Annotated in this window: 24 protein-coding genes; 7 read left to right on the forward strand and 17 right to left on the reverse strand. The window is 71.5% G+C overall.

All coding sequences use genetic code 11. The features are described from left to right. Positions 1 to 79 precede the first annotated feature (79 nt). From LP52_RS00845 to ectA, 12 genes are all read right to left on the reverse strand, one after another. Positions 80 to 1,054, reverse strand: a complete 975-nt coding sequence (locus LP52_RS00845) for an NUDIX hydrolase (RefSeq protein WP_040270020.1) — start codon at positions 1,052 to 1,054, stop codon at positions 80 to 82. After that, complete coding sequence (locus LP52_RS00850; RefSeq protein ID WP_052809275.1) at positions 1,047 to 3,149, reverse strand: RNA degradosome polyphosphate kinase; 2,103 nt, start codon at positions 3,147 to 3,149, stop codon at positions 1,047 to 1,049. The genes LP52_RS00845 and LP52_RS00850 overlap by 8 nt, the downstream gene beginning before the upstream one ends. Positions 3,150 to 3,302: 153 nt before the next feature. Then, positions 3,303 to 3,986, reverse strand: coding sequence for a GOLPH3/VPS74 family protein (locus tag LP52_RS00855; RefSeq protein ID WP_040269856.1), 684 nt, complete (start codon positions 3,984 to 3,986; stop codon positions 3,303 to 3,305). A gap of 116 nt (positions 3,987 to 4,102) precedes the next feature. Next, on the reverse strand, positions 4,103 to 5,017 hold the full coding sequence (locus tag LP52_RS00860; protein ID WP_157036145.1) for a CPBP family intramembrane glutamic endopeptidase: 915 nt from the start codon (positions 5,015 to 5,017) through the stop codon (positions 4,103 to 4,105). Positions 5,018 to 5,244: 227 nt separating this feature from the next. After that, on the reverse strand, positions 5,245 to 6,081 hold the full coding sequence (gene ehuA, locus LP52_RS00865) for an ectoine/hydroxyectoine ABC transporter ATP-binding protein EhuA (protein ID WP_040269859.1): 837 nt from the start codon (positions 6,079 to 6,081) through the stop codon (positions 5,245 to 5,247). After that, complete coding sequence (ehuD, locus tag LP52_RS00870) at positions 6,068 to 6,706, reverse strand: ectoine/hydroxyectoine ABC transporter permease subunit EhuD (protein WP_040269860.1); 639 nt, start codon at positions 6,704 to 6,706, stop codon at positions 6,068 to 6,070. The genes ehuA and ehuD overlap by 14 nt, the downstream gene beginning before the upstream one ends. Continuing rightward, positions 6,703 to 7,428 carry an ectoine/hydroxyectoine ABC transporter permease subunit EhuC gene (ehuC, locus tag LP52_RS00875; RefSeq protein ID WP_040269862.1) on the reverse strand — a complete coding sequence of 242 codons (726 nt, stop codon included), beginning with the start codon at positions 7,426 to 7,428 and terminating at the stop codon, positions 6,703 to 6,705. Before ehuC ends, ehuD begins: the two co-directional genes overlap by 4 nt. 13 nt (positions 7,429 to 7,441) lie before the next feature. Beyond that, complete coding sequence (gene ehuB / locus LP52_RS00880) at positions 7,442 to 8,365, reverse strand: ectoine/hydroxyectoine ABC transporter substrate-binding protein EhuB (protein WP_040269864.1); 924 nt, start codon at positions 8,363 to 8,365, stop codon at positions 7,442 to 7,444. Between the two features lie 334 nt (positions 8,366 to 8,699). After that, complete coding sequence (gene thpD / locus LP52_RS00885; protein WP_040270022.1) at positions 8,700 to 9,608, reverse strand: ectoine hydroxylase; 909 nt, start codon at positions 9,606 to 9,608, stop codon at positions 8,700 to 8,702. Between the two features lie 233 nt (positions 9,609 to 9,841). Next, positions 9,842 to 10,252, reverse strand: a complete 411-nt coding sequence (locus LP52_RS00890) for an ectoine synthase (protein ID WP_040269865.1) — start codon at positions 10,250 to 10,252, stop codon at positions 9,842 to 9,844. A 123-nt stretch (positions 10,253 to 10,375) separates the two neighbouring features. Beyond that, positions 10,376 to 11,641, reverse strand: coding sequence for a diaminobutyrate--2-oxoglutarate transaminase (gene ectB, locus LP52_RS00895; RefSeq protein WP_040269868.1), 1,266 nt, complete (start codon positions 11,639 to 11,641; stop codon positions 10,376 to 10,378). A gap of 95 nt (positions 11,642 to 11,736) precedes the next feature. Then, the gene (gene ectA, locus LP52_RS00900; protein ID WP_040269871.1) at positions 11,737 to 12,351 is read right to left on the reverse strand and encodes a diaminobutyrate acetyltransferase; all 615 of its coding nucleotides are present in this window, start codon (positions 12,349 to 12,351) and stop codon (positions 11,737 to 11,739) included. 723 nt (positions 12,352 to 13,074) lie between these two features. On the opposite strand from ectA, the gene LP52_RS00905 reads away from it, so the two are divergent. Together LP52_RS00905 and LP52_RS00910 are read left to right on the forward strand one after the other, a co-directional pair. Further along, complete coding sequence (locus LP52_RS00905) at positions 13,075 to 13,341, forward strand: WhiB family transcriptional regulator (protein ID WP_040269874.1); 267 nt, start codon at positions 13,075 to 13,077, stop codon at positions 13,339 to 13,341. A 254-nt stretch (positions 13,342 to 13,595) separates the two neighbouring features. Continuing rightward, positions 13,596 to 14,264 carry a copper resistance CopC family protein gene (locus LP52_RS00910; RefSeq protein WP_040269875.1) on the forward strand — a complete coding sequence of 223 codons (669 nt, stop codon included), beginning with the start codon at positions 13,596 to 13,598 and terminating at the stop codon, positions 14,262 to 14,264. Positions 14,265 to 14,354: 90 nt separating this feature from the next. Here LP52_RS00910 and LP52_RS00915 read toward each other — a convergent pair whose 3' ends face one another. Then, the gene (locus LP52_RS00915; protein ID WP_040269876.1) at positions 14,355 to 15,116 is read right to left on the reverse strand and encodes a PP2C family protein-serine/threonine phosphatase; all 762 of its coding nucleotides are present in this window, start codon (positions 15,114 to 15,116) and stop codon (positions 14,355 to 14,357) included. A gap of 266 nt (positions 15,117 to 15,382) precedes the next feature. After that, positions 15,383 to 16,189: a Rossmann-fold NAD(P)-binding domain-containing protein gene (locus LP52_RS25510; RefSeq protein WP_052809276.1), complete on the reverse strand. Its 807-nt coding sequence runs from the start codon at positions 16,187 to 16,189 to the stop codon at positions 15,383 to 15,385. A gap of 494 nt (positions 16,190 to 16,683) precedes the next feature. Here LP52_RS25510 and LP52_RS00925 point away from each other — a divergent pair, with 494 nt between their 5' ends. Together LP52_RS00925 and LP52_RS00930 are read left to right on the forward strand one after the other, a co-directional pair. Continuing rightward, the gene (locus LP52_RS00925) at positions 16,684 to 17,931 is read left to right on the forward strand and encodes a glycosyltransferase (protein WP_040269878.1); all 1,248 of its coding nucleotides are present in this window, start codon (positions 16,684 to 16,686) and stop codon (positions 17,929 to 17,931) included. Positions 17,932 to 18,021: 90 nt separating this feature from the next. Beyond that, positions 18,022 to 18,984, forward strand: a complete 963-nt coding sequence (locus LP52_RS00930) for an anti-sigma factor RsbA family regulatory protein (protein WP_052809277.1) — start codon at positions 18,022 to 18,024, stop codon at positions 18,982 to 18,984. A gap of 376 nt (positions 18,985 to 19,360) precedes the next feature. Here the strand turns inward: LP52_RS00930 and LP52_RS00935 are convergent, their stop codons facing one another. Beyond that, positions 19,361 to 19,711 (reverse strand): STAS domain-containing protein, encoded by a 351-nt coding sequence (locus LP52_RS00935; RefSeq protein WP_040269880.1) that lies wholly within the window; start codon positions 19,709 to 19,711, stop codon positions 19,361 to 19,363. Positions 19,712 to 20,061: 350 nt separating this feature from the next. Next, a complete protein-coding gene (locus tag LP52_RS00940; protein WP_040269881.1) occupies positions 20,062 to 20,814 on the reverse strand; it encodes a GAF and ANTAR domain-containing protein in 753 nt (250 codons plus the stop codon). A gap of 182 nt (positions 20,815 to 20,996) precedes the next feature. Between LP52_RS00940 and LP52_RS00945 the strand changes: the two genes are divergently transcribed. Beyond that, positions 20,997 to 22,160, forward strand: coding sequence for a GAF domain-containing protein (locus LP52_RS00945; RefSeq protein WP_040269883.1), 1,164 nt, complete (start codon positions 20,997 to 20,999; stop codon positions 22,158 to 22,160). 123 nt (positions 22,161 to 22,283) lie between these two features. Here the strand turns inward: LP52_RS00945 and LP52_RS00950 are convergent, their stop codons facing one another. Beyond that, positions 22,284 to 23,297 (reverse strand): NADP-dependent oxidoreductase, encoded by a 1,014-nt coding sequence (locus LP52_RS00950; protein WP_040269885.1) that lies wholly within the window; start codon positions 23,295 to 23,297, stop codon positions 22,284 to 22,286. A 173-nt stretch (positions 23,298 to 23,470) separates the two neighbouring features. Between LP52_RS00950 and LP52_RS00955 the strand changes: the two genes are divergently transcribed. Both LP52_RS00955 and LP52_RS00960 read left to right on the forward strand, forming a co-directional pair. Continuing rightward, complete coding sequence (locus LP52_RS00955) at positions 23,471 to 24,487, forward strand: aldo/keto reductase (RefSeq protein ID WP_040269887.1); 1,017 nt, start codon at positions 23,471 to 23,473, stop codon at positions 24,485 to 24,487. A gap of 187 nt (positions 24,488 to 24,674) precedes the next feature. Continuing rightward, complete coding sequence (locus LP52_RS00960; RefSeq protein WP_040269888.1) at positions 24,675 to 25,544, forward strand: aldo/keto reductase; 870 nt, start codon at positions 24,675 to 24,677, stop codon at positions 25,542 to 25,544. The last annotated feature ends 130 nt before the right edge of the window (positions 25,545 to 25,674 follow it).

Below are 25,674 nucleotides of genomic sequence, written 5' to 3' on the forward strand. Positions count from 1 at the left end.
TCAGCCGCCGCGGCGAGGGCCCCGCCGGGAACCCCCGCCCCTCGCCACGGGCACGCCTGTGCGGTGACCGCAGGGCGTGCTAAACGCGCGCGGAGTGGCGCTCCATCGCTGCCAGGCGGCCGTCGGCACAGGACAGGTGCAGCACCCAGAAGGCGCCCTTGCGCAGCGACAGCTGCTGCGGGACGGGGGCGTCCAGGCGGCCCAGGGCGGCGCGCACCAGGCCCGAGACCAGTTCGCCGTGCGTGCACACGGCGGTGGGCACGCCCTCGTCGATCAGCGCGTCCAGGGCCGCCCGCGCCGCTTCGGCGTCGACCGTGGTCCCGGCCTGCGCGGAGTCGGCGGTGAAGGCCCGCTCGGTGCGCATGGGGGCGCAGTTGGCCGCCGAGTAGGGGGTCATGGTCTCGACGCAGCGTGCCGCCTCCGAGCTGACCACACGCAAGGTGCCCAGGGCGGGCAGCACACGGGCGAGCGCGTCGGCGTCGCCGCGGCCCTCCGCGTCGAGCGGCCGCAGCAGGTCGTCGCCGTCCCGACCGCCCTTGGACCCGGCCGAGGCGTGGCGCAGCAGGACCAGCGGGACGGTCTCGGCGGGCCCGGCGGCGAACTCGTCCAGCACCTCGGCGTCGCTGCCGTAGGTGAGGCGGTCGCGCGCCCGGTCCACGGGAAGCCACTCCAGCGCGTCGACCTCGTCGCCGGGCTCGAAGCGGGACTCCCCCCGGGCCGTGGCGGCCCACCACTCGACCTGTTTGGGCCAGCCGTCCTTGAGATAGCGCTGCGGCGGCAGCCGGCGGCCGAGGACGGGCAGCAGGCCGGTCTCCTCCGCTGTCTCGCGCACGGCGGCGCCGAGCACGTGCTCGCGGTTCTTGACCTTGCCCTTGGGCAGGGTCCAGTCGGCGCGCTCGGGCCGGTGCACCAGCGCGACCTCGCGCGCGCCGGGCCCGCCGCGCCACAGCACGGCGCCGGCGGCGCGAATGGGCTCCAGGTACCCGCCCGGCGGAATTCCGCGCTCCGGGGCGGTGTCGGCGGCGCTGCCGGGGACGCGGGGGCGGTCAGACATCGACGGCCCGCATGCGGCGGTCGCCGCGCAGCGCACTCTGCAGTTCCAGGAGCCGCTTCCCCGTGTCGCCGCGGACGACGCGGTGCCAGTCGCCGTCGGGCTCCATACGCCACGAGGCGGTGGCGTCGGCCATGGCCAGGTCCATCAGCTCGACCAGGCGAGCGCGCTGGGCGGGGTCGTCGATCCTGACCAGGGCCTCGACCCGCCGGTCCAGGTTGCGCGGCATGAGGTCGGCGCTGCCCATCCACACCTGCGGCCGCCCTCCGTTCTCGAACACGAAGATCCTGGAGTGCTCCAGGAACCGTCCGAGGATACTGCGCACCCGGATCGTCTCGGACAGCCCCTCCAGTCCGGGCCGCAGGACGCAGCTGCCGCGCACCCACAGGTCGACGGGCACTCCCGCACGCGAGGCCTCGTAGAGGGCGTCGACGATCTCCTCGTCGACCAGCGAGTTGACCTTGATGCGGATGCGGGCCGGCTCGCCGCGCGCGTGGGCCGACATCTCCTGTGCGATGCGCTGCATCAGGCCGCTGCGCAGGCCCGAAGGCGCCACGAGCAGCCGGCGGTACTCGGACTTCCGGGAGAAGCCGGTGAGGTGGTTGAAGAGGTCGCTGAGATCCTCGCCGACTTCGGGGGCGGCGCTGAACAGCCCGAAGTCCTCATACACGCGGGCGGTGCCGGGGTTGTAGTTGCCCGTACCGACGTGGCAGTACCGGCGCACTGTGCCGTCGTCGTCCTCGCGCACGACCAGGGCGAGCTTGCAGTGGGTCTTCAGGCCGACGACGCCGTAGACGACGTGGCAGCCGGCCTCTTCGAGCTTGCGCGCCCACAGGATGTTGTTGTGCTCGTCGAAGCGCGCCTTGATCTCGACCAGGACGACGACCTCCTTGCCGGCGCGCGCGGCGTCGATGAGGGACTCCACGATCGGGGAGTCGCCGCTGGTGCGGTAGAGGGTCTGCTTGATCGCGACGACTCTGGGGTCGGCGGCGGCCAGGGCGAGGAAGCGCTCGGTCGTGGTGGTGAACGACTCGTAGGGGTGGTGGACCAGCAGCTCCCCGCTTCCGACGGCGTCGAAGAAGCCCTCCTGGGCCAGGGCGTCGGGCTCGGCGGGTACCACCGGGGAGAAGCGCAGGTCCGGGCGCGGCAGGTCGGCGATCTGGTCGAGCCCCGCGAGGTTGAGCGGCCCGGGCACCCGGTAGATCTCGCGCTCCTCGGCGCCCAGCTCGCGGCGCAGGATGTCCAGGACGTCCTCGGAGATGGTCTCCTCGACCTCCAGCCGCACGAGCGGGCCGAAGCGGCGCCGCCGCAACTCGTTCTCCAGCGACTGCACGAGGTCGTCGGTCTCGTCCTCGTCGAGTTCGAGGTCGGCGTTGCGGGTGACCCGGAAGGCGTGGTGCTCCAGCACCTCCATCCCCTCGAACAGCACCGGCAGGTGAACGGCGACGACGTCCTCGGTGGGCACGAAGCGGTCGCCGCCCAGGTCGACGAACCGGGTCATGGCCGCGGGCATTTTGACGCGGGCGAACATCGTCCGACCGGTCTGCGGGTCGCGGACGGTGACGGCCAGGTTGAGCGAGCGGCCCGAGATGTAGGGGAAGGGGTGCGCGGGGTCGACCGCGAAGGGCGTGAGCAGCGGGTAGATCGAGCCGTGGAAGAGGACGCGCATGCGCTCCCGCTCGTCGGCGTCGAGGTCCTCCCAGCGCACGAGGCGGATGCCGGCCTCGGCCAGGGCGGGGGCGACCGAGTCGTGCAGGCAGCGCGCCTGGCGCAGCATCAGTTCTCGTGAGACGTCGGAAATGCGCCGCAGCAGCTCGTCGGGGTGGTGGCGGGTGGCCGAGGTGACGGCTACGCCGGTGGCCAGTCGCCGCTTGAGCCCGGCGACGCGGACCATGAAGAACTCGTCGAGGTTGCCGGCGAAGATGGACAGGTAGCGGGCGCGTTCCAGCAGCGGTGTGTCGGCGTCCTCGGCGAGCTCCAGGACCCGCTGGTTGAACCGCAGCCAGCCCACTTCGCGGTCGAGGAAGCGATCGGCGGGGAGATCGGCGTTTCGTCCCGTATCAACCGGTTCTGCAGTCACCGGGGCAGGTTCTCCCATTTCGCTGAACGGGAGGGGACGCCGCGGTTTCCGCGCGGTGACACCGGCCGGGGCGGAAGCCCCACGGCACGGATCCGCCCGGTCGCCCGGGCCGCGGGCCCGGTCGCCGTCGGCGAGCGCCGACGGCGAGCGGGCACTCTCCGCGGCCGCCCCTCAACCGCCTCCGCCGGATGCGCCTGCGGCTCCGGCGGTTATCGCCACGGCGGCGACCGCGGTCTCGATCGACCGGATCACCTCGCGTACCGCCCGTCCGATGTCGTCGCGGTCCGTGACCGCCTTGATCCGCCTGCGCCGGTCGCCGGCGGGGACGTCGGCGAACAGCTTGCCGTCCAGGCGCACGGCCCCGATCAGCGCGAGCAGCGCCGCCGAACGGGCGTCGGGCGCGTCATGGCCCAGCAGCACCGAGCGCAGCCCCCAGGCCTCCTGCTCATGGTCCTGTTGCTGCGGACGGTAGTTGTCGACGGGGAAGATCCACAACACGCGGCCCGGCTCGTGGGTCAGCACGCCGACGGAGACGGCACGGCCGACGAGGCGCTGGCGCAGCCCTCGCTTGTTCAGCCGCTGCACCCACCACGTGACCTTGCGGGGCCGCGACTCCGCCGCGATGCGATCGGCCATCCCGTCGACATCGGGGTCCCCGGTGCGGGGCTTGCCGGTCGCGTGGAGCCGCCCGCCGCCGTCGAGCATGATCACACCGGCCAGTACGGCCTCGGCGACCAGCGCCCCGGCCAGGCCGCACTGCAACCGGTTGGCGTCGGCGAAAGGGCGTCCGGTGTCGGGCCGGTAGGCGAGCAGCAGCAGGTCGTCGGTGAGTATGCGCGGGGCGGGCCGGTCCATGCCGCTTCCTCCGGATCCAGGTGCTGGGACCTACAAGTATCCCAGCGCGTCGGCGTCCGGCCCGTAACCGGATCCGGCCACCCGCGGCCGCGCTGCGGGGCGGCGGCCCCGTGCGGCTACACGAGCTGCAGGGCCGGCGCCACCCGCAGCAGCACGATGCCGCTGCGCAGCAGGATGTTGAGCCAGATGTTGCGGTAGGCGGCCCACAGATAGCCCTGCAGCACCCCGACGCCCGCGTAGAACACGAGCGCGTGCACCACCCCGAACTCCAGCTCCTGCGCCTGGCGCGAGAAGTCGCCGAACTCCGACAGGTACACGCTGGCCGCGGTGAACAGCACCACCCCTGCCAGGAGGCCGGTCCAGCGGCCCAGAACGCGCTCCAGGCGCGTCTGCAGCAGGGCGCGGAAGAAGATCTCCTCGGGGACGGCCACGGCGGCCACGATGGCCACGACCGCGGCCACCGCGACGACCGCGTTGGGCGCAGGGGCGGGATAGATCACCAGGGCCATCAGAGCCAGCACCACCACGCTGGGAACCGCACCCATCCAGCGCCAGCGCTCGTTCACGCCCATGGCGATCATCGGCATCACGGTGCTGTAGCCCGCGGTGGTGAAGCCGCCGAGGTCCACCACCACCAGCGGCAGCACGAACAGCAGCAGGATGCGGACGGGAGGCATCATGACCTCCCAGCTCACCGCGGGGAAGAAGACCGCCGCGAAGAAGGAGACGCCCAGGGTGGCGATGAGGAACAGCACCAGCAGCAGCATCAGCCAGGCCAGCTCGTAGGGCATCGAGTGCCCTTCGAGGGCCGCGCGGACCCGTTGGTCGAGCCGCCTGCTCCTGCCGTGGTCGGTGAGGACCGCGATGAGCACGACGCCCACCGCTACCGGCAGCAGCAGAGCCCCGTGGGCTATCGCCACGGCCCCGGTCACGTGCATCGGAACGACCGGGTTCAGCACAAGCGCAACCGCCAGGGCCGTCACCGCTGCAGCGGCGCCCCATTTCAGTAACCGTCCGAATGACTTCGCCACCGGCCTCCCCCCAGCTCAGGACCTCAGTCTCTCCTGTCTGAAGGGAAAGGTGACGCAATGGAAACGGTATGTCGTTACTCTCCGTTTTTTTACTTTCCGCAGAGGAAAGTGGGCTTGGGGGTACCGCGCCGCCCTTGGGGCGTGAATCGCCGCGAATGGTTACGGCGGCGCGTGGGCACCCGGCGCGGACCCGGCTGAGAGGAAGCGGAGCCGCGCCGGGTCCGGCCTCAGCCGTTCTCGAGGACCGCCTTGAGGAACGACTTGGTCCGCTCCTCCTGCGGGTCTCCGAAGATCCGCTCGGGCGGGCCCTCTTCGGCGACCTGACCCTCGTCGAACATCAGCACGCGGTGCGAGACGTCGCGGGCGAAACTCATCTCGTGAGTCACGCACAGCATGGTGATGTCGGTGGTCTGGGCGATGTTGCGCAGCACGTCCAGCACGCCGGCGACCAGCTCGGGGTCCAGCGCCGAGGTGACCTCGTCCAGCAGCAGGATCTGCGGCCGCATGGCCAGCGCGCGGGCGATCGCCACGCGCTGCTGCTGCCCGCCGGAGAGCTGAGTGGGGTGCGCATCGATCTTGTCGCTGAGCCCCACCAGGTCCAGCAGGTCCTCCGCGCGCTGGTTCGCCTCGTCCTTGGCCACGCCCAGGCTGTGCACGGGGCCCTCGGTGACGTTCTTGCGCACGCTCATGTTCGGGAACAGGTTGAACTGCTGGAAGACCATCCCGATGCTCTTGCGTGCGCGCCGCAGGTGGGTCTCGTTGGCCTTGACGAGCTTGCCGCCGCGGCGCATGTGCGACAGCGGTTCGCCGTTGACCCAGATGACGCCGCCGTCGATCGACTCCAGCGTCATCAGCAGCCGCAGGATCGTGGTCTTGCCCGACCCGCTGGGGCCGATGAGCGTGACGCGTTCGCCCGGCGCGACGGAGAAGTCCAGCTCGTTGAGTACGACGTTGCTGCCGTACCGCTTGACCACCTGGTCGAACCGGACGATCTCCCCGTTCGAGGGCTCCTGTTCGGACCGCGCGCCGACGGCCCCCGTGCTCTGACTCTCAGACTGCTGCATAACGGCGCTCCAGACGTCGGATGATGACCGCGGAGGGCACGCTCACGGCCAGGAAAAACAAGCCCGCCAGGGTGTAGGCCTCCATGCTGCGGAACGCCTCGGTGCCGATCGCCTTGGCCATGAACATCATCTCGGGCACGGTGATGGCGAACAGGTAGGGCGTGTCCTTGAACATGGAGATGAGGTAGTTGCCCAGCGGCGGGATGACCTTGCGGATCGCCTGGGGCATCACGACCGCGCCCCACACCCGCAGGGGCGGCAGGCTCAGCGCGCGGCAGGCCTCCCACTGGCCCTTGGCCACACCCTCGATCCCCGATCGGTAGACCTCGGCCGTGTAGGCCGCGTAGTGCACGCCCAGCACCGAGATGCCGATGGTCAGCGGCGCGACGGTCGGCGGCGCCAGCGCGAACACGAACAGCAGCTGCACCAGCACCGGTGTCGTCCGGATGAACTCGAAGACCACGAAGACCACCGGGCCGATGTAGTCGACGCGCCGCAGGATTGCGACGGCCAGCCCGAGGATCAGTGCGACGACGTAGCCGATGACGGTAGCCTGGATGGTGACGACCAGCCCCTGCAGCAGCTGGGGGATGATGCTGATCGCGAACTCGGTGTCCCAGTTCACTTGGCCGTCCCCACTTTCGTTCCGGGTGTCGGCGGGCGCAGCAGATCCCGCAGACCGCCACGCGCCGGCGCCCTGCCCAGCCGCCGGTTGGCCCGGCGCTCCAGCGTCCGCATGCCCACGATCAGCAGTTGGGCGATGGCGAAGTACATGACCATGGCGCTGCCGTAGGCCAAGACCGTCTCACCGGTGGTCTGGCGCATGTTCCCGGCCACGTCGGTGAGGTCGGCGACGTTGATCAGCGACACGATCGCCGAGGCCTTCATCAGCTCGATGATCAGGTTGCCGAAGGTGGGCAGCATCTGCGCCCAGGCCTGCGGCAGCAGCACCAGCCACATCCGCCGCCCCCACGACATGTTCAGCGCGATGGTGGCCTCGGTCTGCGCCCTGGGTACCGCGTTGATCGCCGCACGCACCACCTCGGCCCCGTAGGCGCCCACGTTCAGCCCCAGCGCCAGGACGCCGGCGAACATCGGGGACAGCTCGTAGGGCGTGATCTGGGGGACCGCGTAGGCGAACCAGAACAGCAGCACCAGCGCCGCCACGCCGCGGAACGCCTCGGTGTAGACCGTGGCCACGGCCCGCGCCGCGGGGTTGCGCAGCGTCCCGACGATGCCGACCACCATCGCCAGGACGAACGCCAGCGCCGACCCCAGCACGGTTACCGTCAGTGTGATCAGGGCCCCGTCCAGATAGGCGGGGAATCTATTGAGGAAGAAATCCACGGGGGATCCTCGTCTAGCCGTTTTCCGCCGAGCACAGCTCCTCGGTGGTCAGGTCTCCGGGGTGGGCCGTCTTGTCGAAGCCGAACTCCTTGCCGATCTCCGTCAGTCGGCCGCTCTCCTTGAAGTCGGCCAGGACCTTGTTGAACTCGTCGAGGAGCTCCGTGTCCTTCTTGCGGAAGGCGAACCCGCCGGCGGGCTTGACCTCCTCGCCGTCGATGACGGGGGTGAAGCCCTCGGTCACCTCGTAGCCGTCCTGCATGCCGCGCTGATCCATCTGGTAGTTCAGCGAGAACGTGCTCAGCCCCACGGCGTCCACGCGGCCGTTCTCCAGCAGGTCGAGCATCTGAACGGCGTTGTCGCCCAGCGTCATCTGGTTCTTCTTGACCCCGGCGCCCTCGGCGTAGTTCTGCTCCACAGAGGCGTTGAGCACCGCGATGGTGACGTCGGGGTTCTCGGCCACGGACTGGTAGGTCTCCAGGCCCAGGGGGTTGCCCTTCTCCACCATGAACGCTTCGAGCACCTTGTAGTCCGGCTCGGCGAAGGCGACCTCCTTGCAGCGCTCGGGGGTGATGTACATCCCGGCGGCGACGACGTCGAAGCGGCCCGCCTTCAGACCGGGGATGAGGCCGTCCCAGCTGACCGTCTCGGCCTCGATCTCGTCGATGCCCATCTCCTTGGCGATCGCGCGCAGCAGCTCGGGCGCCTCGCCGGTGACCTCGCCGTTGTCGTCGATGAAGCCGAACGGCGGCTCGTTGTTGATCGCGGCCTTGATGGAGCCCTTCTCGCGCAGGCTCTCCAGCAGACTCTGCCCTTCGGAGGGCTCGGTGCGGGAGCACGCGGCCAGCCCCGGCCCTGCGGCCAGCGCAGCGGCGGTGATGCCGCCGGCACGGAGGACATCGCGGCGGCCGAAGTGACCCAGGGGACTGCTGTTGCTCATTGCTCATCTCCTCGTCGCGAAACTAAGGGGGTCGGCGAACAACGCGGCGCTCCCTCCCGCGCGGGGAAGGAGCGCCGTGCGGTGGTACGGACATGCGTGGCCCCTAAGGCGAAGCCCGACCGTCTCAGAGAACGGGTCGCCTCGGTACCCCCGGTCACGCGGGGCGCCCGGCACCAACCGGCGCCTGCGGACTCCGTGCCCATGATCGCCCTGGACTAACGGAGGCGGAATAGCACGTTATGCACTGGTTATCCCGGTGCATGGCCGAGACCGGCCCCGTAACGATCGGGCCACGGACGCCGTACCTTCGTCTCGTTGCCGCCGTGTTCCCCGGTCATTTCACGGGGGTGAAATCGCGGGCGCCCAGGAAGTGCGGCCGCGGACGGGCCGCGGCGAAGGGCGTCTCGCAGGTGTTCTCGACGCTGTTGTAGACGACGAACACGTTGGACCGCGGGAACGGCGTGATGTTGCCGCTGGAACCGTGCATGCAGTTGGAGTCGAACATGACGGCCCCGCCGGCCGGCCCGGTCAGCACGTCGATGCCGTGCTGGTCGGCCAGGATCGACAGGCTGCTCTGGTCGGGGGTGCCGATCTCCTGCTTCTTCAGCGATTCGCGGTAGTGGTCCTCGGGGGTCTCACCGACGCAGGACACGAAGGTCCGGTGCGAGCCCGGCATGATCATCAGCGAGCCGTTGTGTTCGTAGTTGTCGGTGAGCGCGATGGAGATGCTCACCGCGCGCATCCGCGGCATGCCGTCCTCGGCGTGCCAGGTCTCGAAGTCGGAGTGCCAGAAGAAGTCGGTGCCCGAGAATCCGGGCTTGTAGTTCACCCGGCTCTGGTGGATGTAGACGTCCGAGCCCAGGATCTGGCGTGCGCGGTCGACCAGCCGCGGATCGCGCACGAGCTCGGCGAAGACCGGGCTGATGGTGTGCACCTCGAAGACGGAGCGGACTTCGTCGGACGCCCGCTCGACGACGGCGCGCTGATCCTGCTTCAGCTCGTCGTCGGAGCTCAGTCGCGACAGCTCGGATCGGAAGGTCTCAAGCTCGTCGGGGGTGATCAGGGACTCGATCTGCAGATAGCCCTTGGCGTCATAAGACTCAAGGGTCGCGGAGTCCATCGGACCGCTCGCCGCCTGGTTCCAGACGGTCGGGTCCTTGCGGTACAGCAGGGCCGGCTGCTGTCCCTTGCGGGTCGGGTAGTCGTCCATGGTCGGCTGCTCGAAGTGTGTCGTCGCAGTCATGGCCATACCCCGGAGGGATTCGCTCCTTTTCTCTGCACGCGCGGCGTCCGGCGGCCGCGCTGGGTTCGCGTCCTCGTTTCCGTTCGGCGGTCTCGTTCTCACGGCGCCTGTGCGCCTATGGCTCGCGTGAGCGCCGAGCGCCCGCGCTTGCCGTCGAAGACGACGGGGCGGCCCCGCCATGCGGTCCGCCCCGTGCAGGCGGAGCGCGGACCCGGCCGCGCCCCGCCCGGGTCCTACTTCGCCGAGGAGTCGTCCCCGTCCTCGGTCAGCAGAGGGTACACACCGTTCTCGTCGTGCACCTCGCGGCCGGTCACCGGCGGGTTGAACACGCACAGCACCCGGAAGTCGGTCTTGGGCCGCACCGTGTGGTGCTCGTGGCCGTTGAGGAGGTACAGCGTGCCCGGCGTGATCAGGTGGGTCTCACCGGTCTCGTCGTTGGTGACCTCCGCCTCGCCCTCGATGCAGTGCACCAGCTCGATGTGGTTGGCGTACCACATGCTGGTCTCCGTGCCGGCGTAGAGCACGGTCTCGTGGAACGAGAACCCGACCTTGTCCTTGGCCAGGACGATCCGGCGGCTGCGCCAGGTCTCTGTGCGGATGTCGGCGTCGGTGCCGTCGACATCGCTCATGCTGCGCACGATCAAAGTGCATGCTCCTCTTGCTTGCTCCGGTAGGCCGAAGGCGGGGTCCCGGACGGGCCGGGCCGTCCGGGACCGAACCGCCTTCACGGCCAATTGTGGGGGCGCTCGGCCCCTGCCCACTGCTGATCAGGCAGGCTGGGGCGTCTTCATCGCGGCGCGGGCCGCATCGGCGATGATCGCCAGGCCTTCCTCAAGCTCCTGCTCGGTGGACGTCAGCGCGGGCAGCAGCTTGGCCACCTCGTCCTCGGGCCCGGAGGTCTCGACAAGCAGGCCGCGCTCGAAGGCCTCGCGGCTGAGCACGTTGGCCGCGCCGGGGCGCTCCAGCACCAGGCCGCGGGCCATGCCGCGGCCGCGCACGTGGGCCTCTTCGGGGCCCAGCTCCTCGGCCACGGCCCGCAGGCGGCGGTCGATCAGCTGGCCCTTGGCCTCGGTGGCCTGCTGGAAGGAGTCGTCGCTCCAGTACTTCCGCATGGCGGCGGTGCCGGTCACGAAGGCCGGGTTGGGGCCGCGGAAGGTGCCGTTGTGCTCGCCCGGCTCCCACACGTCCAGCTCGCGCTTGAACAGCGTGAGGGCCAGCGGCAGGCCGTAGCCGCTGATGGACTTGGACAGCGTGACGATGTCGGGCTGGATGCCGGCGTGCTCGAAGCTGAAGAACGGACCGGTGCGGCCGCAGCCCATCTGGATGTCGTCGACGATGAGCAGCATGTCGTACTCGTGGCAGACCTCCTGGAGGCCGCGCAGCCACTCGGCGCTGGCGACGTTGATGCCGCCCTCGCCCTGCACCGTCTCGACGATGACCGCGGCGGGCGCGTCCAGACCGCTGCCGCTGTCTTCCAGCATGCTGCGGAACCACAGGAAGTCGGGCGTCTGGCCGTCCATGTACCTGTCGAAGGGCATGGTGGCCGAGTGGCTCAGCGGGACGCCGGCCCCGCCGCGCTTCATGGAGTTGCCGGTGACCGCCAGGGCGCCCAGGGTCATGCCGTGGAAGCCGTTGGTGAAGCTGATGACGGTCTCGCGCCCGGTGTACTTGCGGGCGAGTTTGAGTGCCGCCTCGACGGCGTTGTTGCCGGCCGGGCCGGGGAACTGCACCTTGTAGTCGAGTCCGCGCGGTTCGAGGATCGTCTCGCCGAAGGTCGACAGGAAGTCGCGCTTGGTGGTCGAGTACGCGTCGAGGCTGTGCACGATCCCGTCGCTCATCAGGTAGTCGATGAGTTTGGATTTCAGTTCCGGGTTGTTGTGCCCGTAGTTGAGGGAGCCCGCACCGGCGAAGAAGTCGAGGTAGGGACGCCCCGACTCGTCGTATACGTAGCTGCCCCGAGCCTCGTTGAAGACGACCGGCCAGCTACGGCTGTAGCTGCGGACTTCGGATTCGAGGCGTTCGAAGATCTCCATCGTGAGTTCCTTGAGTCCTTTCCCCAGGTTCGTGGGCTCACAGAGTGTGTAGCGCGTGGGGGTCGGGGTTGTTCAGCTCTGGTGTGAGTGGGCTGTCAGATATCGGCGGACGTGCTGCTGTCAGTGTCCGGTCGGCCCAGCGGGCCGATCCGGACCAGGTCTTCGGGTTCGTGGCCCTCGCTGTCGTCGGCCGGGAAATGCTCACGCCCGAACAGCGGGCTCCACACCGCCGTACATTCCCTGGACCGGGCAAAGGATTCGAACAGCGCGCGCGATGCTGCGTTGTCCGGCGTCACCGTGGCCTCCAGGTGCGTAAGCCCGAGTGCGGCGATCCGGTCGCCGATGTGGTCGAGCATGCGGCGTGCCAGCCGGCGTCCGCGGAAACCGGGATCCACGCCCACCTGCCACAGGAAGTAAGTGTCAGGATAGGCGGGGCGGACGAATCCGGTGACGAAACCGCGCGGATTGTGCTCGCTGTCACGTGCGATGACGCTGGTCGCGGCGAAGTCCCGGCTCCACAGCGTGTAGACGTAGGGCGAGTTGATGTCGAGCCCGGAATCGCGGGCGAGCCGCCACAGGTCGGGGCCGTCGGCGATGGTCGGCTCCTGCATACGGATGCCGTCGGAAGCCGCCGGGCCGCCGACTACAGCGGGCTTATCCCCGGTGTCGGCCACGGCGCTGGTCTCGTCGTCGGTCTGTTGGTCAGGCACGTCGATGGAACATAGCGAACGATTCTGAGCAGCGTTTCCAGCCGCCGAACGGTGTATGTTTCAGCGCTGTTTCAGCGGGTATGGCCTGTCTATTTTGCCCGGGTCGTCACTTTGCGTCGCCATCGGGAGAGTTCGCGCACCTCCCGGGGAAGCACCTCTCACGCCATGCTCACCAGGGGTTCAGGCCACCGCCCGGGAGCACCGGGAGACGGGCTCGGCGCTGCGCGCCAGAGCAGATTGTGCCGGTTCTCAGGCAAACATAGGGGACTCGCAGCGAATTTTAAGGGTGCGTTAAGTCACAGGGATTCGGGTGGATGCTCGCGACATAGCCGCCCGCGTCGCGACCCAAGACAGGGAACGGCATCGGCGCCCGCGCATGCCGGGATCGCCCGTCCTCCTCTCCGGCGCGCCCCGCACCGGCGCCTCCGCGGACGATCGGGCCGCACGAAAAGGGGAGGCGGCGCGATTCGGGGGTAGCGGGCGCGACGACCGCCGAGCGCCCCGGCGCGACTCCAGCGCCGTCACCCGGCACGTGTGCGGACTTGAAGCGCGGCGAAAAATTTTGGCAGACTTTTCGTAGTACGACCACTCGTAGTACTACGATGGGTCGCATCGCGATGGGGCGACGGCCACGCCGCTCCCTGCTGCGACCAGACACGTCCTCCGCGCGGCGCCCGGCCGACCGCTCCCGCGCGGGGACCGGCCAGGGAACGGAGGCTCCTGGTGAACCGCCTTTACCACGAAAGCGAAGACTGGGTCGCCCAGGGCGCATGCCGCCAGTACGACCCCGAACTCTTCTTCCCCGTCAGCACGACGGGCCCCGGACAGCACGACGCTGATCTCGCCAAGGCCATCTGCCGCACCTGCGTGGTCCGGGCGGAGTGCCTCGACTGGGCGCTGCGCGCGGGCGAACCGCACGGCGTCTGGGGCGGCACGACACCGGAAGACCGCCGCTACATGCGCCGCGAGCCGCTGCCGATGGCTTCCTGAAGCACCCGCGGCCCCGCAAAGCGCGGATCCGGCTCCGCGCTGCGACGAAGACGCACAGACACCGTGCCCACGTGCGAACGGGGGGATGCGCGGCGCCCACGGCACGGCGTCGCCTATAGGTTGAGGAACCGTACGGCCCCTGCGAGCGCTCGGTTCCGCGCCCGGCGGTACGGGCCCGCGCACGCCGTGCCGGCTCCGGGCGGGAACCGCCCGCCCGGCCACAGCCCCGCCCCCGTCCATAAGGAACCCCGCCGATGACCCTGGCCACGCCCGCACTCCCCGATCCGGCCCTACAGCGGCGGCGCCCGTCTCGGGCGCGGCGCCCGGCGGTCGCCGCCGCAGCCCTGCTCGGCTCGCTGGCCCTGGCGACCGCGACGGCGCCGGCCGCCCTTGCGCACGACACCCTGATCGGCTCCTCGCCCGAGGACGGCGACAAGCTGGACACCGCTCCCGACGAGGTGGAGCTGACCTTCAGCGGCGACGTCGGCGAAGGCAGCAACGCCATCGTGGTCACCGGCCCCGACGGCGAGAACCACGAAGAGGGCGAAGTCCGAATCGACGGCCCGGACGCGTCCGTGGGCCTGCAGGAACTGCCCGCCGCCGGCGAGTACACCGTCGCCTACCGCATCATCTCCTCCGACGGCCACGCGCTGGAGGACGAGATCGCCTTCTCCGTCACCGAAGAGGCCGTCGCCGACTCCAGTCCGTCGCCCGAACCCGAGGCGTCCTCCCCGCAGGACGGCGGCGGAGCCGACGAGGGCGCGGACGCCGAGGAGTCGCCTGCAGCGCAGTCGCCGACCGACCCCTCCCGCCTGGGCCCGGTGGCCGGCGTTGTGGTCGCGATCGCCGTCCTCGCCCTGATCGCCATTCTGCTCATCCGCCTGCGCAACCGCCCCGGCGGACGCGGCGGCGAGCAGGACTGACCTCCGCGCACCGCCGCCGGTCTCGCAGCGGCCGTGGGCGCCGACCGCGCGGCCCGTCGGCGCCGCGCGACCGGCGCCGACGGACGGCGCTCAGACGCGGCGGGCCAGCAGGATGCTGATGTTGTCGCGGCCCCCGGCCTCCATGGCCGTCTGCCACAGGCCGTGCACGGCGCCCTCGTCGCTTCCGGCCTCGGCGATGATGCGCTCCATCTCCGCCACCGTCACCAGGTCAGAGAGGCCGTCGCTGCACATCAGCCAGGCGCTGGGGTCGGGCTCGTGGTCGCGTCCCACGTGGGGCAGCATCGCGGTGCTGCCGCTGCCGCCCAGCGACTGGGTGATGAAGTTCGTGGTGACCGGCTTGCCGTCGTCGGAGGGGGGCAGAGGGGGCGAGTCGTCCTCGGAGAGCTGGCGCAGCCGAGTGCCCTCCAGCCGGTAGGTGCGCGAGTCGCCGACGTTGAACCAGAAGTTGCCGTCGGTGTTGAGGAGCAGACCGGCCACCGTCGTTCCCATTCCGGAGAACTCCGTGTGCTGGGTGGCGTGGTCCTTGATCTCCTCGTCGATGTTCTTCAGCAGGACGTCGACGTCATCAGGGCTCACCAGCCGCGGACTCATCTCGGCCATGCGGTGCACGGCGTGCTCGGAGGCGATCTCGCCTGCCGCGTGGCCGCCCAGGCCGTCGGCGACGGCCAGGATCACCGGCTCGGTGAGCGGAAGCACGCACCGGGCCGGGAGCGTCATGTTGGCACTGGCGACGGTGAGCGCGCCCATGACCACCGCATCCTCGTTGGCCGTGCGTACAGCGCCCCGGTGCGTGAGGGCCGTGACCGTGACTTCCCCACCAGCGACACCCATACGCCCAACCTCCTGTTTCAACGGCAGTGGCTGCCGAACAGTCCCAAGCGGCGCCTGGCCGTACGGGAGGCCGCGGCGCTTTGATCATGCAACCGTATCCGGGGACCGCTGATCGTGGTCAAAATCCGCCTACATCATGGCGGAAATCGCCCTCATACGCAGTTCCCGGCGACTTCGTCGCCACCAAACTACGGGCGCACTCTACGCCCCAGCGAACATCCGTCGGCAGGAAGCCACGGAACCTGCGAATCGTCGATGTCCCGCCCCTAGTGCGGACGCGGAACCTGGGCTACTCCTACCACTTCGCCGGAGCGCCCGTCTTCTGCGGCCAACTCCGCGACCGCCGCGGCGACGGCGGCCTCGGTGTCGGCCGAACGGGGAGCGAGGCAGTTCACCCGTACGCGCCGCTCGCCCAGCGAGCCCGCGAACGACCGCAGCGCCGCGCGCGCACGGGGACTTCCCGCGCCGCGCTCGCCCAGCAGCACCGCGACGGCGCCCTCGCTGAGGAAGGGCCGGGCCGCACGCACAGTGCGCAGCACGGAGCCCAACTCCGAGCCCTGGTGCAGGTGCGGTGCGGCCCCGGGGGCCACAGCGGCACCCAGACCGCCCGTGCGGTGGGATCCGGTGTCGTCGCCGACCGCCGTCGTGCCGCAGACCACCAGCAGGTCGAGTGCGCCGAACTCCAGCGCGGTGTAGGCGACGGCGGTGCGGCCGTCACTCTCGCTGGCCGGGTCGCAGTGGATCGGCAGCGACCAGGCTCCCAGTGCCGATACGAGCCCGGCGGTCAGCAGCACAGGGTCGTCGCTCGCAAGCTGCCGGGGCACCGGCCGCGCTCCGGGAGCCTGACCCGCCAGCCGCGTGGTGTCGGCGACCGCCACGGCGGCGCCCTCCTTGGCCAGCGCGGCGGCCACGGTTCGCCCCGGCCCGCCGCCGGCCAGCCCGCCGATGACCAAGGCGCGGCGTCCGTGCAGTGCGTCGCGGGGCGTGTAGTCGGGCAGGGGATCCGGTACGTCCCGGGCTCCGCCACGCGGAGAGCGCGCCGCGGCGGCACTCCCGGGGGGCCGCGCAGTCATGGTCCCTCGTACTTTCGAATCACAGGAGACACCTACGCGGCCAACCGTGCCCGAGGGAGCACCCGCCAAACGCGCCCCCGCGGCCACCGACCTCCCCTCGGACACGACATCGCAGGCCACAGCCCCTGTCTTGTTCGGCTCTCCGCGCCTCTGGCATAATCGTTCCCGTTGGGTGTCTAAGACGCAGACACACCGACGTTCGCGCGCTCGCCGCGGCGCTGATCCATCGCGCCTGGGTTCCGGCGAGCGCTTCTCGTTTCTCTGCGAACGCTCGAAGGTGTGATCCGCATGCGTCTGGCCCTTTGCTTTTCTCGACCTCTCCCCTCGCCCGGTGCCTCCTGCCGCGCGCCCGGTCTGCGCCGAACCCGCCGCGCCCTGCGGCGGCCGCCCCCGCCGCGCCTCGCGCCCACGGGCGCCGCCTGCGCGACAACGCCACCCTGCGGCCCGGCATCCGTCTTCGTATCGGGTCGTCGTCTCGCCCTGAGGAGCCACACGTGAAGATCGCAATGATCGCCGAGCACGCCAACCCGCTGCCCGCGCACAAGGGCGAGCCCGCCTGCGGCGACAGTGTCCAGATCGCCGCGCTCGCCCGCCACCTGGCCAAGGCGGGCCATCGCGTGACGGTCTACTCCCGTAAGCACTCCCCCGGTCTGCCCGAACGCTCGCGCATGGGCCGGGGTGTCATGGTCGAGCACCTCTCGGCCGGGCCCGAGCGACGCGTGGAGGAGGGCGCGGCCGCCGAGCACACCGGCGCCTTCGCCCAGACGCTGGGCGCCAGGCTCGCCGAGGAGCCCCCCGACGTGCTGCACGCCTTCGGCTGGACCAGCGGCCTCGCCGTGGTCTCGGCCGTCCAGGCGTGCGCCGAGGACGGCGCGCAGCCGCCCATCGTGCAGACCTTCCGCTCCCTCAACGCCGCCGAGCAGCGCGCCGGCCTGCCCGAGCGGCCCGACCGCGCCCGCATCGAGGCCGCGGTCGCCGGGCACGCCGACCAGATCGTGGTCGGCTCCGCCGACCAGCGCTTCGAGCTCGCGCGCATGGGCGTGCCGCGCGCCAAGGTCAGCGTGGTGCCCTTCGGTGTCGACACCGACCACTTCAACGCCGAGGGCGGCTCCTCGGCCGACACCTGGAGCCCGCGCCGCGGCGGCCGCACCCGGATGGTCTCGGTGACCGACCTGGCCGCCGGCGGTGCCGAGGTGCTGATCGCCACGCTGCGCCGGCTGACCGACGCCGAGCTGACCATCGTCGCCGGTCCGGGACAGGAGGAGCTGCCCCTCAGCGACGACGCGCGGCGCGTGGAACTGCTCGCGAAGGAGGCCGGCGTCGACGACCGGCTCAGCCTCACCGGCCCCGTCGACCGCAAGGAGCTGCCGCGGCTGCTGCGCTCCGCCGACGTCTACGTATCCGGCGCGCCCTACGAGTTGTGCGGAGGCGCCGTGCTGGAGGCCATGGCCTGCGGACTGCCGGTGGTGGCCCGCGGCGCAGGTGTCGTAAACGAGGCGGTGCTGCACGGCACGACAGGCACTCTGCTGCGCGCCGCCCGCCCCGACGCGCTGGCCCGCGCGGTGCGCTCGCTGACCGCCGAGCCCACCATGGCCACCGCCTACGGCATCGCCGCCGGCGACCGGGCGGCCTCCCGGTTCACGTGGGAGCGCGTCGCGGCCGAGACCGAGCGCGTCTACCAGCGCTGCTGCCCCGCCCAGGAGGCCGAGCTGCCCTATGCCGCGGGCGATGGTGCACACTAGGCGGCGATCGTGCACCGGCGCCGGCGTCGGCGCACGAGGCCGAGCGGAGAGGCCAGCGGCTGCGGCTAGGAGGGCTGCCGGGTTGAGTCGATGACGTCGCGTGCGGAGACGGCCGGAACGGGCACGGAGGAGACCGGGGGGTTCCAGCACCGCGGTGTGTTCTACTCCTCGGCCGCGGACCTGCGCGACCGGGTCCTGCCCCGGATGCGCGCGGCGCGCCGGGACGGCGACCGCGTCGTGCTGGGCGTCGCGCCGGAAACCCGCGCAGCGCTGCTGTCCGGCCTGCCGGCGGCCGACGCCTCCCACGTGGAGCCGCTGGAGGCCGCCGAACTCTACGATGCTCCGGGCCGCACACTGGCGGCCCTGCACTCGCGTGCCCGCGCCGAGCATCCCCGCCCGGTGCTGGTGGTGGGCGAACCCCCGCTGCCGTCGGAGGACCCGGTGCGACTGCGCGAGTGGCACCGCCTGGACTCGGTACTCACGCGCGCGCTGGCCGGAACCCGGCTGCGGCTGCTGTGCCTGCACGACACCCGCACGCTGCCCGAGCGGGTGCGGCGCGACGTCCGGCGCACCCACCCCGTGCTCGTGGCCGAAGGCGACGAGCACGGCAGTCCCGACTACGTCGACCCGGCGTCGTTCAGCGCGCCCGACCTCGCGCGTCCGCTTCCCGCGCCCGCCGGCGAGCAGCGCACCCTGGAGTTCGACGCCGACCTCGCGGCGTTGCGCACCGCGGCGACCGAGGCGGCCGAGAAGGCCGGCGTCCCGCGAAAGCGGCTGGGCGACCTGGTCCTCGCCGTCAACGAACTCGCCGCCAACGCCGTGGAGCACGGCGGCGGCGCCGGCACCCTCACCCTGGGGCGCAGACCCGGCTGGCTGCTCTGCGACGTCGCCGACCGCGGCACCGGCCTGCACGACCCGCTCTTGGGCTACCACCCGGCCGACCCGCTGAGCCCGCGCGGCTACGGCCTGTGGATCACCCGGCAGCTCTGCGACTACATGGAGATCAGCTCAGGAGCGCACGGCAGCCGGATCCGCCTGCACTTCGCGACGTGAGCCGCCGGGCGCGGCACTGATGACGGGCCGGTAGAGCAAGCCCGCCGTGCGCTCGGCGGCAAACGGGCTCTCAGCGCTTCGCGCACACACGCCCCGTCGCCGCACCCTCCGGGCCGATCCGCTCCAGGAGATCTCGGCGGGTTCCTCGCTACCGGCCCCGAGCCGCCGGACAGTCCCGCGCCCTCGATGAAGCCACGAGGGCCTCGTCCCTGGGACGGAGATGGCACCGACCGAAAACCACCCACGACCCGCCGCCACAGAAGGCCGCGGCAACGGGGCTGCGTGCGCGGAGCGCGTGTGCCTGCGTGCCGCCGAGCGCACGCCGCGCTTTCGCTCGGGCGCCACCCGCCGGGCCGTTTCCACGGGCGCCGGGCCGTCAGGCGAGTACCGTCTCCACGGCGTGGCCGGTGTCCTCTTCGATACGCAGAACCTGGTCGATGCCGGCGATCACGAACAGGCGCAGGACGCTGCGCTGGGGCGCCGCCACCGCGAGGCCGACTCCCTCGTCGCGGGCCTGGCGGTAGGCCGAGACGAGCACTCCGATGCATCGGGAGTCGCAGAAGGTCACCAGTGACAGGTCGATCACCACGCCCCGCCACGGCGGGTCGGCCGCGAGCAGGCCGTCGAGCACATCGGCGAGGCCCGGCGAGGTGACGGCGTCCAGCTCGCCCTCCGGGGCGACCACCACGACGTCGCCCTCCGACCGGACCGGGATCTCCGTCGCCACAGTCACGTTCCTCGATTCCCGCTGGAGGCGCTGCGCGCCGTGGACTCTCTCATCCCTCGCCCGCCGCCCTCGCCGGAACGCTGCGCGCCGCGGTCGTGGCCGGTCCTATCCCCAACGCGAGGAGGAGGGCGATGGTTCCCCCCGATCCGGCACGGCCGGACCGGGCGGCTCCGGCTGGCGCCAACACTAGCCGCACGGCAGCGGGTGCCACAGGGTGCGTTGCACAGCGTCATAACACCGATACGCCGACTGCACGCCGCGCGCTTCTGCGGGACCGCCGTCCCGACGCTCCCCGCCGCCGGCCGTGCCCGAACCCCGGATGGCGCCCGCGGATGCGGCGCCCCCTCCGGCTACCTGCCGTTGTTGTCGGCGTGCTCGGCGACCAGGCTGCGTGCCACGTCGGCGACCTTCATCCGGTGGCGTTGGGCCACCCCGCGCAGCTCGGCGAAGGCCTCGTCGGCGCCGCAGCCGCGAGCGTGCATGATGATGCCCTTGGCCTGGTCGATGACGGCCCGCACCGACATCGCGCGACGCATGTGGGCGGCCTCACGTGCGACGTCGGTGTAGCGGTCGGCGGTGTGCAGGGCGACGGCGGCGTGTTCGGCCAGCAGCGCCATCAGCGGGGTCACCACCGATTCGTCGAAGGCGTCGGCGCGGCCCGAATGCACGCCGAAGGTCACCACCTCGCCCTCCAGCTCGCAGGGGAAGGTCACCGACGAGCGGTCGCCGCACTGCACGGCCATGCTCGTGTAGGTGGGCCAGCGCTCCTCGCGCAGAACGTCGTCCACCGTCACCGGACGCATCTCGCGCACCGCCTCGACCGTGGGGCCCTCGTCGGTGGTGTATTGGTACTCGAAGGCGGTGGCGAGGTCGGAGTGGGATGCGCCGTAATCCACGACGACGTGCCGACCGGCCACCTCCTCCGACTCGTCGGAGCGGTCGTCGCCGGGCGCGACGTCGTGCCAGATGACCACGAGCGCCGCGGAGCACCCCGGGACCTCGCGGGCGGCCGCCGCGCTCATCCGGTCCAGCGCGCGCTCCGGTGTGGCGGTCTCCGCCTGGCCCAGCGCGCCGATCTCGCGCGCGAGGCGGTCGACCCACATGGGCACGTCCCCCTTTCCGGTCCGGATGCCCCTGCGGTGTCCGGACTGCCGTCCAGGGGCACTGCGGGCGGACCGTGGCTCTACGGTAATCGTGATCTCACCGGCCTCGTCGCATGCGCTAGCGTCATTGCGGGGCCGGGCCCGCCCGGCGGCCCGCGCCCGTCCACGTCAGGAGTGCAAGCGTGCCGGACAACCTCGCCGACCTGCAGCGCGAGATCGCCGAACTGGGCGACCGCGTGGCGGCGCTGCGCAGCACGCACACCATGTATCCGGACGACTCCGCCGAGACCGCCGATGCGGCGCTGGCCGAGCTGGGGTTCGCACAGCACCTGCTGCAGGACTGCGGGCAGCGGCTGGCCACGGCGGAGTCGGCCTCGGCGCCGCGCCGGTCCAACGGCGACGACGAGCGCTCGGTGCTGCGCGCGGTGTTCAGCCAGCTGAGCGTGCCGGCGGTGCTGCTCGACCACGAGGGCTACATCCGGCGTATCAACGCGATCGGCGCCGACCGGCTGGGCAGCTCTCCGGGCTACCTCTCCGGCAAGCCGTTCGCCAACTTCGTGGACCTGCGCCGCCGGGCGGCGATGCGCTCGCGTCTGGCCGCGGTGCTGCGCAGCGGGGATCCGGCGTCCTTCGACTCGCGGCTGGCCCAGCGCGGGTGGGCCGAGGACGTGCACATGACGCTGACCCGGCTGGACGTTCCCACCGAGGCCGCGCCACTGGTCCTCGTCGTGCTCTCGCCACCGCCGACCGGCGGGGACGAGGGCCCCGCGCCGCTGGAGCCGGAGGTCGAGGACCAGGTGGTAGTGCTGGCGGCACGCCGGCTGGATGTGCTGACGCGGATGACGCGGCTGCTGCTGGCCAGCGCGGGCCCGGGCGGCGCGGGCCGCCCCCTGGCGCTGGACGACGCGGCGGCGCTGCTCGCCGACTCCTACGCCGACTGGGTGATCGTCGACGTGTGCGACCTGCCCGACAGCGCCGAGCAGGCCCGCCGCGCGGTCGTGTCCGGCCCTTCGAGCGAGGAGCGGCCGCGGGAGCTGGTGCGCGCACTCGACCCGTTGGGCTCGGAGATCCCCCGCGAGGTGCTGAAGCGCGGAAAGTCGGTGCTCAACCAGCTCATCGAGGACGAGACTGCGCTGGGACAGGCCGAGGGCGGCGCCCCGGTGCTCAGCGCCCTGGGCGCCGGATCGCTGATGTGCGTCCCGCTCAAGGGCAGCCGCGGCGTACGCGGGGCCCTCACGCTGATCCGCCGCAGCAACCGCGGCAGCTTCCGCCTGGCCGACCTGGGATTGATCGAGGAGATCGGCGAGCACATCGGACTGGCGCTCCCGCCCCGCTCGGCGGAGTGACCGCAAGCGGGGCGACACAGCGCCGCCCTCGACGGGAAGCGAGCCGGGCCGCTCGCCGGGTGGGCCGCGCCCCGTCGCCGCGGCCCACCCCCTGGCGGACCGCGGCGCGAAGCGCCTGCGTGCTCACAGGCGGACGATCATCTTGCCCGTGTTCTCCCCGCGCATCATGGCGAGGAACGCGTCGGCGGCGTTCTCGATGCCGTCGGCGAAGGTCTCATCGGCCCGGATCGACCCGTCGGCCAGCCAGGTGCCGACGTCCTCAAGGAACGCGGGCATGCGCTTCATGTGGTCGCCGACGAGGAAGCCCTGCATCATCACGCGGCGCGCGATGGTCTGGAACATGTCGCGCGGGCCGGGAGCCGGCTCGGTGGCGTTGTACTGGGAGATCATCCCGCACAGGGCCATGCGCCCGTGCTTGCGCATGTTGTGCAGGGCGGCTTCGAGGTGCTCACCGCCGACGTTGTCGAAGTAGACGTCGACGCCCTCAGGGGCGAGCTCGGCCAGCCGCTCGGCGACGGGGCCGTCGTGGTAGTCGAAGGCCGCGTCGAATCCGAGGTCGTCGCGCACGTACTCCACCTTGGCCCTGCTGCCGGCGCTGCCGATCACCCTGCCGGCGCCCCGCAGCTTGGCCATCTGGCCGACGGCGCTGCCGACGGCGCCCGCCGCGCCCGAGACGAACACGGTCTCGCCGGGGGCCATCCGGGCGACGTCGAAGAGCCCCACCCACGCGGTGAGCCCGGTCATCCCCGCGATGCCCAGATAGGCGGTCACGGAGGGCACGAGGTCGGGATCGAGGACCCGCGCCTCGGCCGCGGGGATCGTGGCGTACTCGCGCCACCCCCGGTTGTGCAGCACGAGGTTCCCCTCGGCGACGCCGTCGGCGCGCGACGCCGCGACCTCGCCCAGCGCGGCACCCTCCATCGGCCGGTTCAGCGCGAACGGCGGGACGTAGGACTCCACGTCGTTCATGCGGCCGCGCATGTAGGGGTCGACGGAGATGTAGCGGTTGCGCACCAGGAGCTCGCCGTCCGCCGGCTCGGCCACGGGCTCGTCGACGATCCGGAAGTGCTCCGGGACCGGCTCGCCTTGCGGGCGCGAGACCAGGTGGACGGCGCGGCCCGTTGCCGGTGTGGTCACTGATACCCCTCCTCGACGCTGTCGACCGGCCGCCTATCCGCGGCCCGGGACAGCCTAACCATGCAGGCGGCCGAGATCGGTCGTTGAGACGGCCCGGAGCGTCGCATAGGTTGACCGCAGGCGGGCCGAGTGCTCGCCTACCGCATGTGCGACGTCACGAAAGGCCGTCGGCAATGGAGTACGCACCGCTGGGCCGCACCGGCGTCAGGGTCAGCCCGCTCACTCTCGGCGCCATGAACTTCGGCTCCTGGGGCAACAGCGACCACGACGACTCCGTGCGCATCATCCATCGGGCGCTGGACGCCGGGATCAACGTCATCGACACCGCCGACGTGTACTCGGCGGGCGAATCCGAGGAGATCGTCGGCAAGGCCCTCGCCGGGCGCCGAGACGACGTCGTCCTCGCCACCAAGGCCCACGCGCCGATGGGAACGGACCCCAACATGCGGGGCAACTCCCGGCGCTGGCTGGTGCGTGAGGTCGAGAACAGCCTGCGCAGGCTGAACACCGACCACATCGACCTGTACCAGATCCACCGGCCCGACCCCGACTGCGACGTGGACGAGACGCTGGGCGCGCTCACCGACCTCGTGCGCGCCGGCAAGATCCGCTACGCCGGGTGCTCCACATTCCCGGCGCACCAGATCGTCGAGTCGCACTGGGTGGCCGAGCGGCGCGGCCGCGAACGCTTCGTCACCGAGCAGCCGCCCTACTCCATCCTGGCGCGCGGCATCGAGACCGATGTGCTGCCCGTGGCGCGCAGGTACGGCATGGGTGTGCTGCCGTGGAGCCCGCTCGCGGGCGGATGGCTCTCCGGCAAGTACCGCAGGGGCGCCCAGGTGGACAGTCCGCGGATGGCCCGGATGCCCGACCGCTACGACCCCTCCAAGCCGCAGAACGAGGCCAAGCTGGAGGCGGTCGAGCAGCTGGTGAGCCTGGCCGAGGACAACGGTCTTACGCTGATCGAACTCGCGCTGGCCTTCGTTCTGGAGCATCCCGCCGTCAGCTCGGCGATCATCGGACCGCGGACCATGGAGCAGCTGGAATCGCAGTTGGGCGCCGGGGAGGTCCGGCTGTCGGCCGAGACGCTCGACCGCATCGACGAGATCGTCCCGCCGGGCGCCAACCTCAATCCGGCCGACGCGGGGTGGAGCCCGCCGGAATTGCAGGCCGCCGCGCGGCGCCGCTGAGGCGGCCCGCGTACCGCGGAGTACAATCCCAGCTCGGCCGCCGTCGACCCGCCGCACCCTTCGCCCTCGGACGGCGCGGCTGCGCACCGCGCTTCCGGGCACCCACCGGCGGCGGAGCGCGCCGACACCCGCAGGGCCGGGGCCGGGCCGGTCGGCGGGCGGCGAGCCACCACGAGAGGAACACGTTTTGACCCAGTCTACCGCGCGGCCCGCCGCGGCCGCGGGCACGTTCGACGTCGGCGGCGAGCTCACCGTCAACCGCCTGGGGTACGGGGCGATGCAGCTCACGGGGCCGGGGATCTGGGGCGACCCCTCGGATCCCGCCGAGGCCGTGCGCGTGCTGCGGCGCGCCGTCGAGCTCGGCGTCACGCTGATCGACACGGCCGACGCCTACGGGCCCTTCGTCAGCGAGGACCTCATCGCCCAGGCGCTGCGGCCCTACTCCGACGAACTCCTGATCGCCACCAAGGGCGGGCTGACCCGCCACGGCCCCGACATCTGGCTGCCGGTGGGCCGCCCCGAGTACCTGCGTCAGTGCGTGGAGATGAGTCTTCGCCGCTTGGGTCTGGAGCGCATCGGGCTCTATCAGCTGCACCGCATCGACCCGCAGGTGCCGCTGGAGGACCAGGTGGGCGTGCTCGACGAGATGCGGCGGGAGGGCAAGATCGCCCACATCGGCCTGTCGGAGGTCGGCGTGGCCCAGATCGAGGCGGCCCAAGCCGTCACCTCGATCGCCACGGTGCAGAACCTCTACAACCTCACCAACCGGGCCTCCCAGGACGTGCTGGACTACTGCGAACGCCACGGCCTCGGCTTCATCCCGTGGTTCCCGCTGGCGACGGGCGAGCTGGCACAGCCCGGCGGCGTGCTGGCCGCGGCGGCGGCCGAGCACGGGAGCTCGCCGGCCCAGCTCGCGCTGGCCTGGCTGCTGCACCGCTCGCCGGCGGCGCTGCCCATCCCGGGCACCTCCTCGACCGGGCATCTGGAGGAGAATCTCGACGCGGCACGGATCAGCCTCTCCGACGCGGAGGTCGACCGGCTCACGGCCCTGGCCTGACCCCTCCGGAGCTTCACCGCTCAACCGCCCGGCCGGCGGCGGCGCCCGCAGTGCGCCGCCGCCGGCCGGGTTTCGTGTTTCTCGGAGGCGCCAAGCCGCGGGATGTGACCCCCTTTACACCGCGAGGGCG

It is taken from the genome of Streptomonospora alba (genome assembly GCF_000826685.1).
Lineage (GTDB): Bacteria > Actinomycetota > Actinomycetes > Streptosporangiales > Streptosporangiaceae > Streptomonospora > Streptomonospora alba.

Bases quoted from the DNA above. Each gene is read 5' to 3' on its own strand.
- LP52_RS00845 (WP_040270020.1), bottom strand. From the start codon at position 1,054: ATGTCTGACCGCCCCCGCGTCCCCGGCAGCGCCGCCGACACCGCCCCG.
- LP52_RS00850 (WP_052809275.1), bottom strand. From the start codon at position 3,149: ATGGGAGAACCTGCCCCGGTGACTGCAGAACCGGTTGATACGGGACGA.
- LP52_RS00855 (WP_040269856.1), bottom strand. From the start codon at position 3,986: ATGGACCGGCCCGCCCCGCGCATACTCACCGACGACCTGCTGCTGCTC.
- ehuA (WP_040269859.1), bottom strand. From the start codon at position 6,081: ATGCAGCAGTCTGAGAGTCAGAGCACGGGGGCCGTCGGCGCGCGGTCC.
- ehuB (WP_040269864.1), bottom strand. From the start codon at position 8,365: ATGAGCAACAGCAGTCCCCTGGGTCACTTCGGCCGCCGCGATGTCCTC.
- thpD (WP_040270022.1), bottom strand. From the start codon at position 9,608: ATGACTGCGACGACACACTTCGAGCAGCCGACCATGGACGACTACCCG.
- ectB (WP_040269868.1), bottom strand. From the start codon at position 11,641: ATGGAGATCTTCGAACGCCTCGAATCCGAAGTCCGCAGCTACAGCCGT.
- LP52_RS00910 (WP_040269875.1), top strand. From the start codon at position 13,596: ATGACCCTGGCCACGCCCGCACTCCCCGATCCGGCCCTACAGCGGCGG.
- LP52_RS00915 (WP_040269876.1), bottom strand. From the start codon at position 15,116: ATGGGTGTCGCTGGTGGGGAAGTCACGGTCACGGCCCTCACGCACCGG.
- LP52_RS25510 (WP_052809276.1), bottom strand. From the start codon at position 16,189: ATGACTGCGCGGCCCCCCGGGAGTGCCGCCGCGGCGCGCTCTCCGCGT.
- LP52_RS00930 (WP_052809277.1), top strand. From the start codon at position 18,022: ATGACGTCGCGTGCGGAGACGGCCGGAACGGGCACGGAGGAGACCGGG.
- LP52_RS00940 (WP_040269881.1), bottom strand. From the start codon at position 20,814: ATGTGGGTCGACCGCCTCGCGCGCGAGATCGGCGCGCTGGGCCAGGCG.
- LP52_RS00955 (WP_040269887.1), top strand. From the start codon at position 23,471: ATGGAGTACGCACCGCTGGGCCGCACCGGCGTCAGGGTCAGCCCGCTC.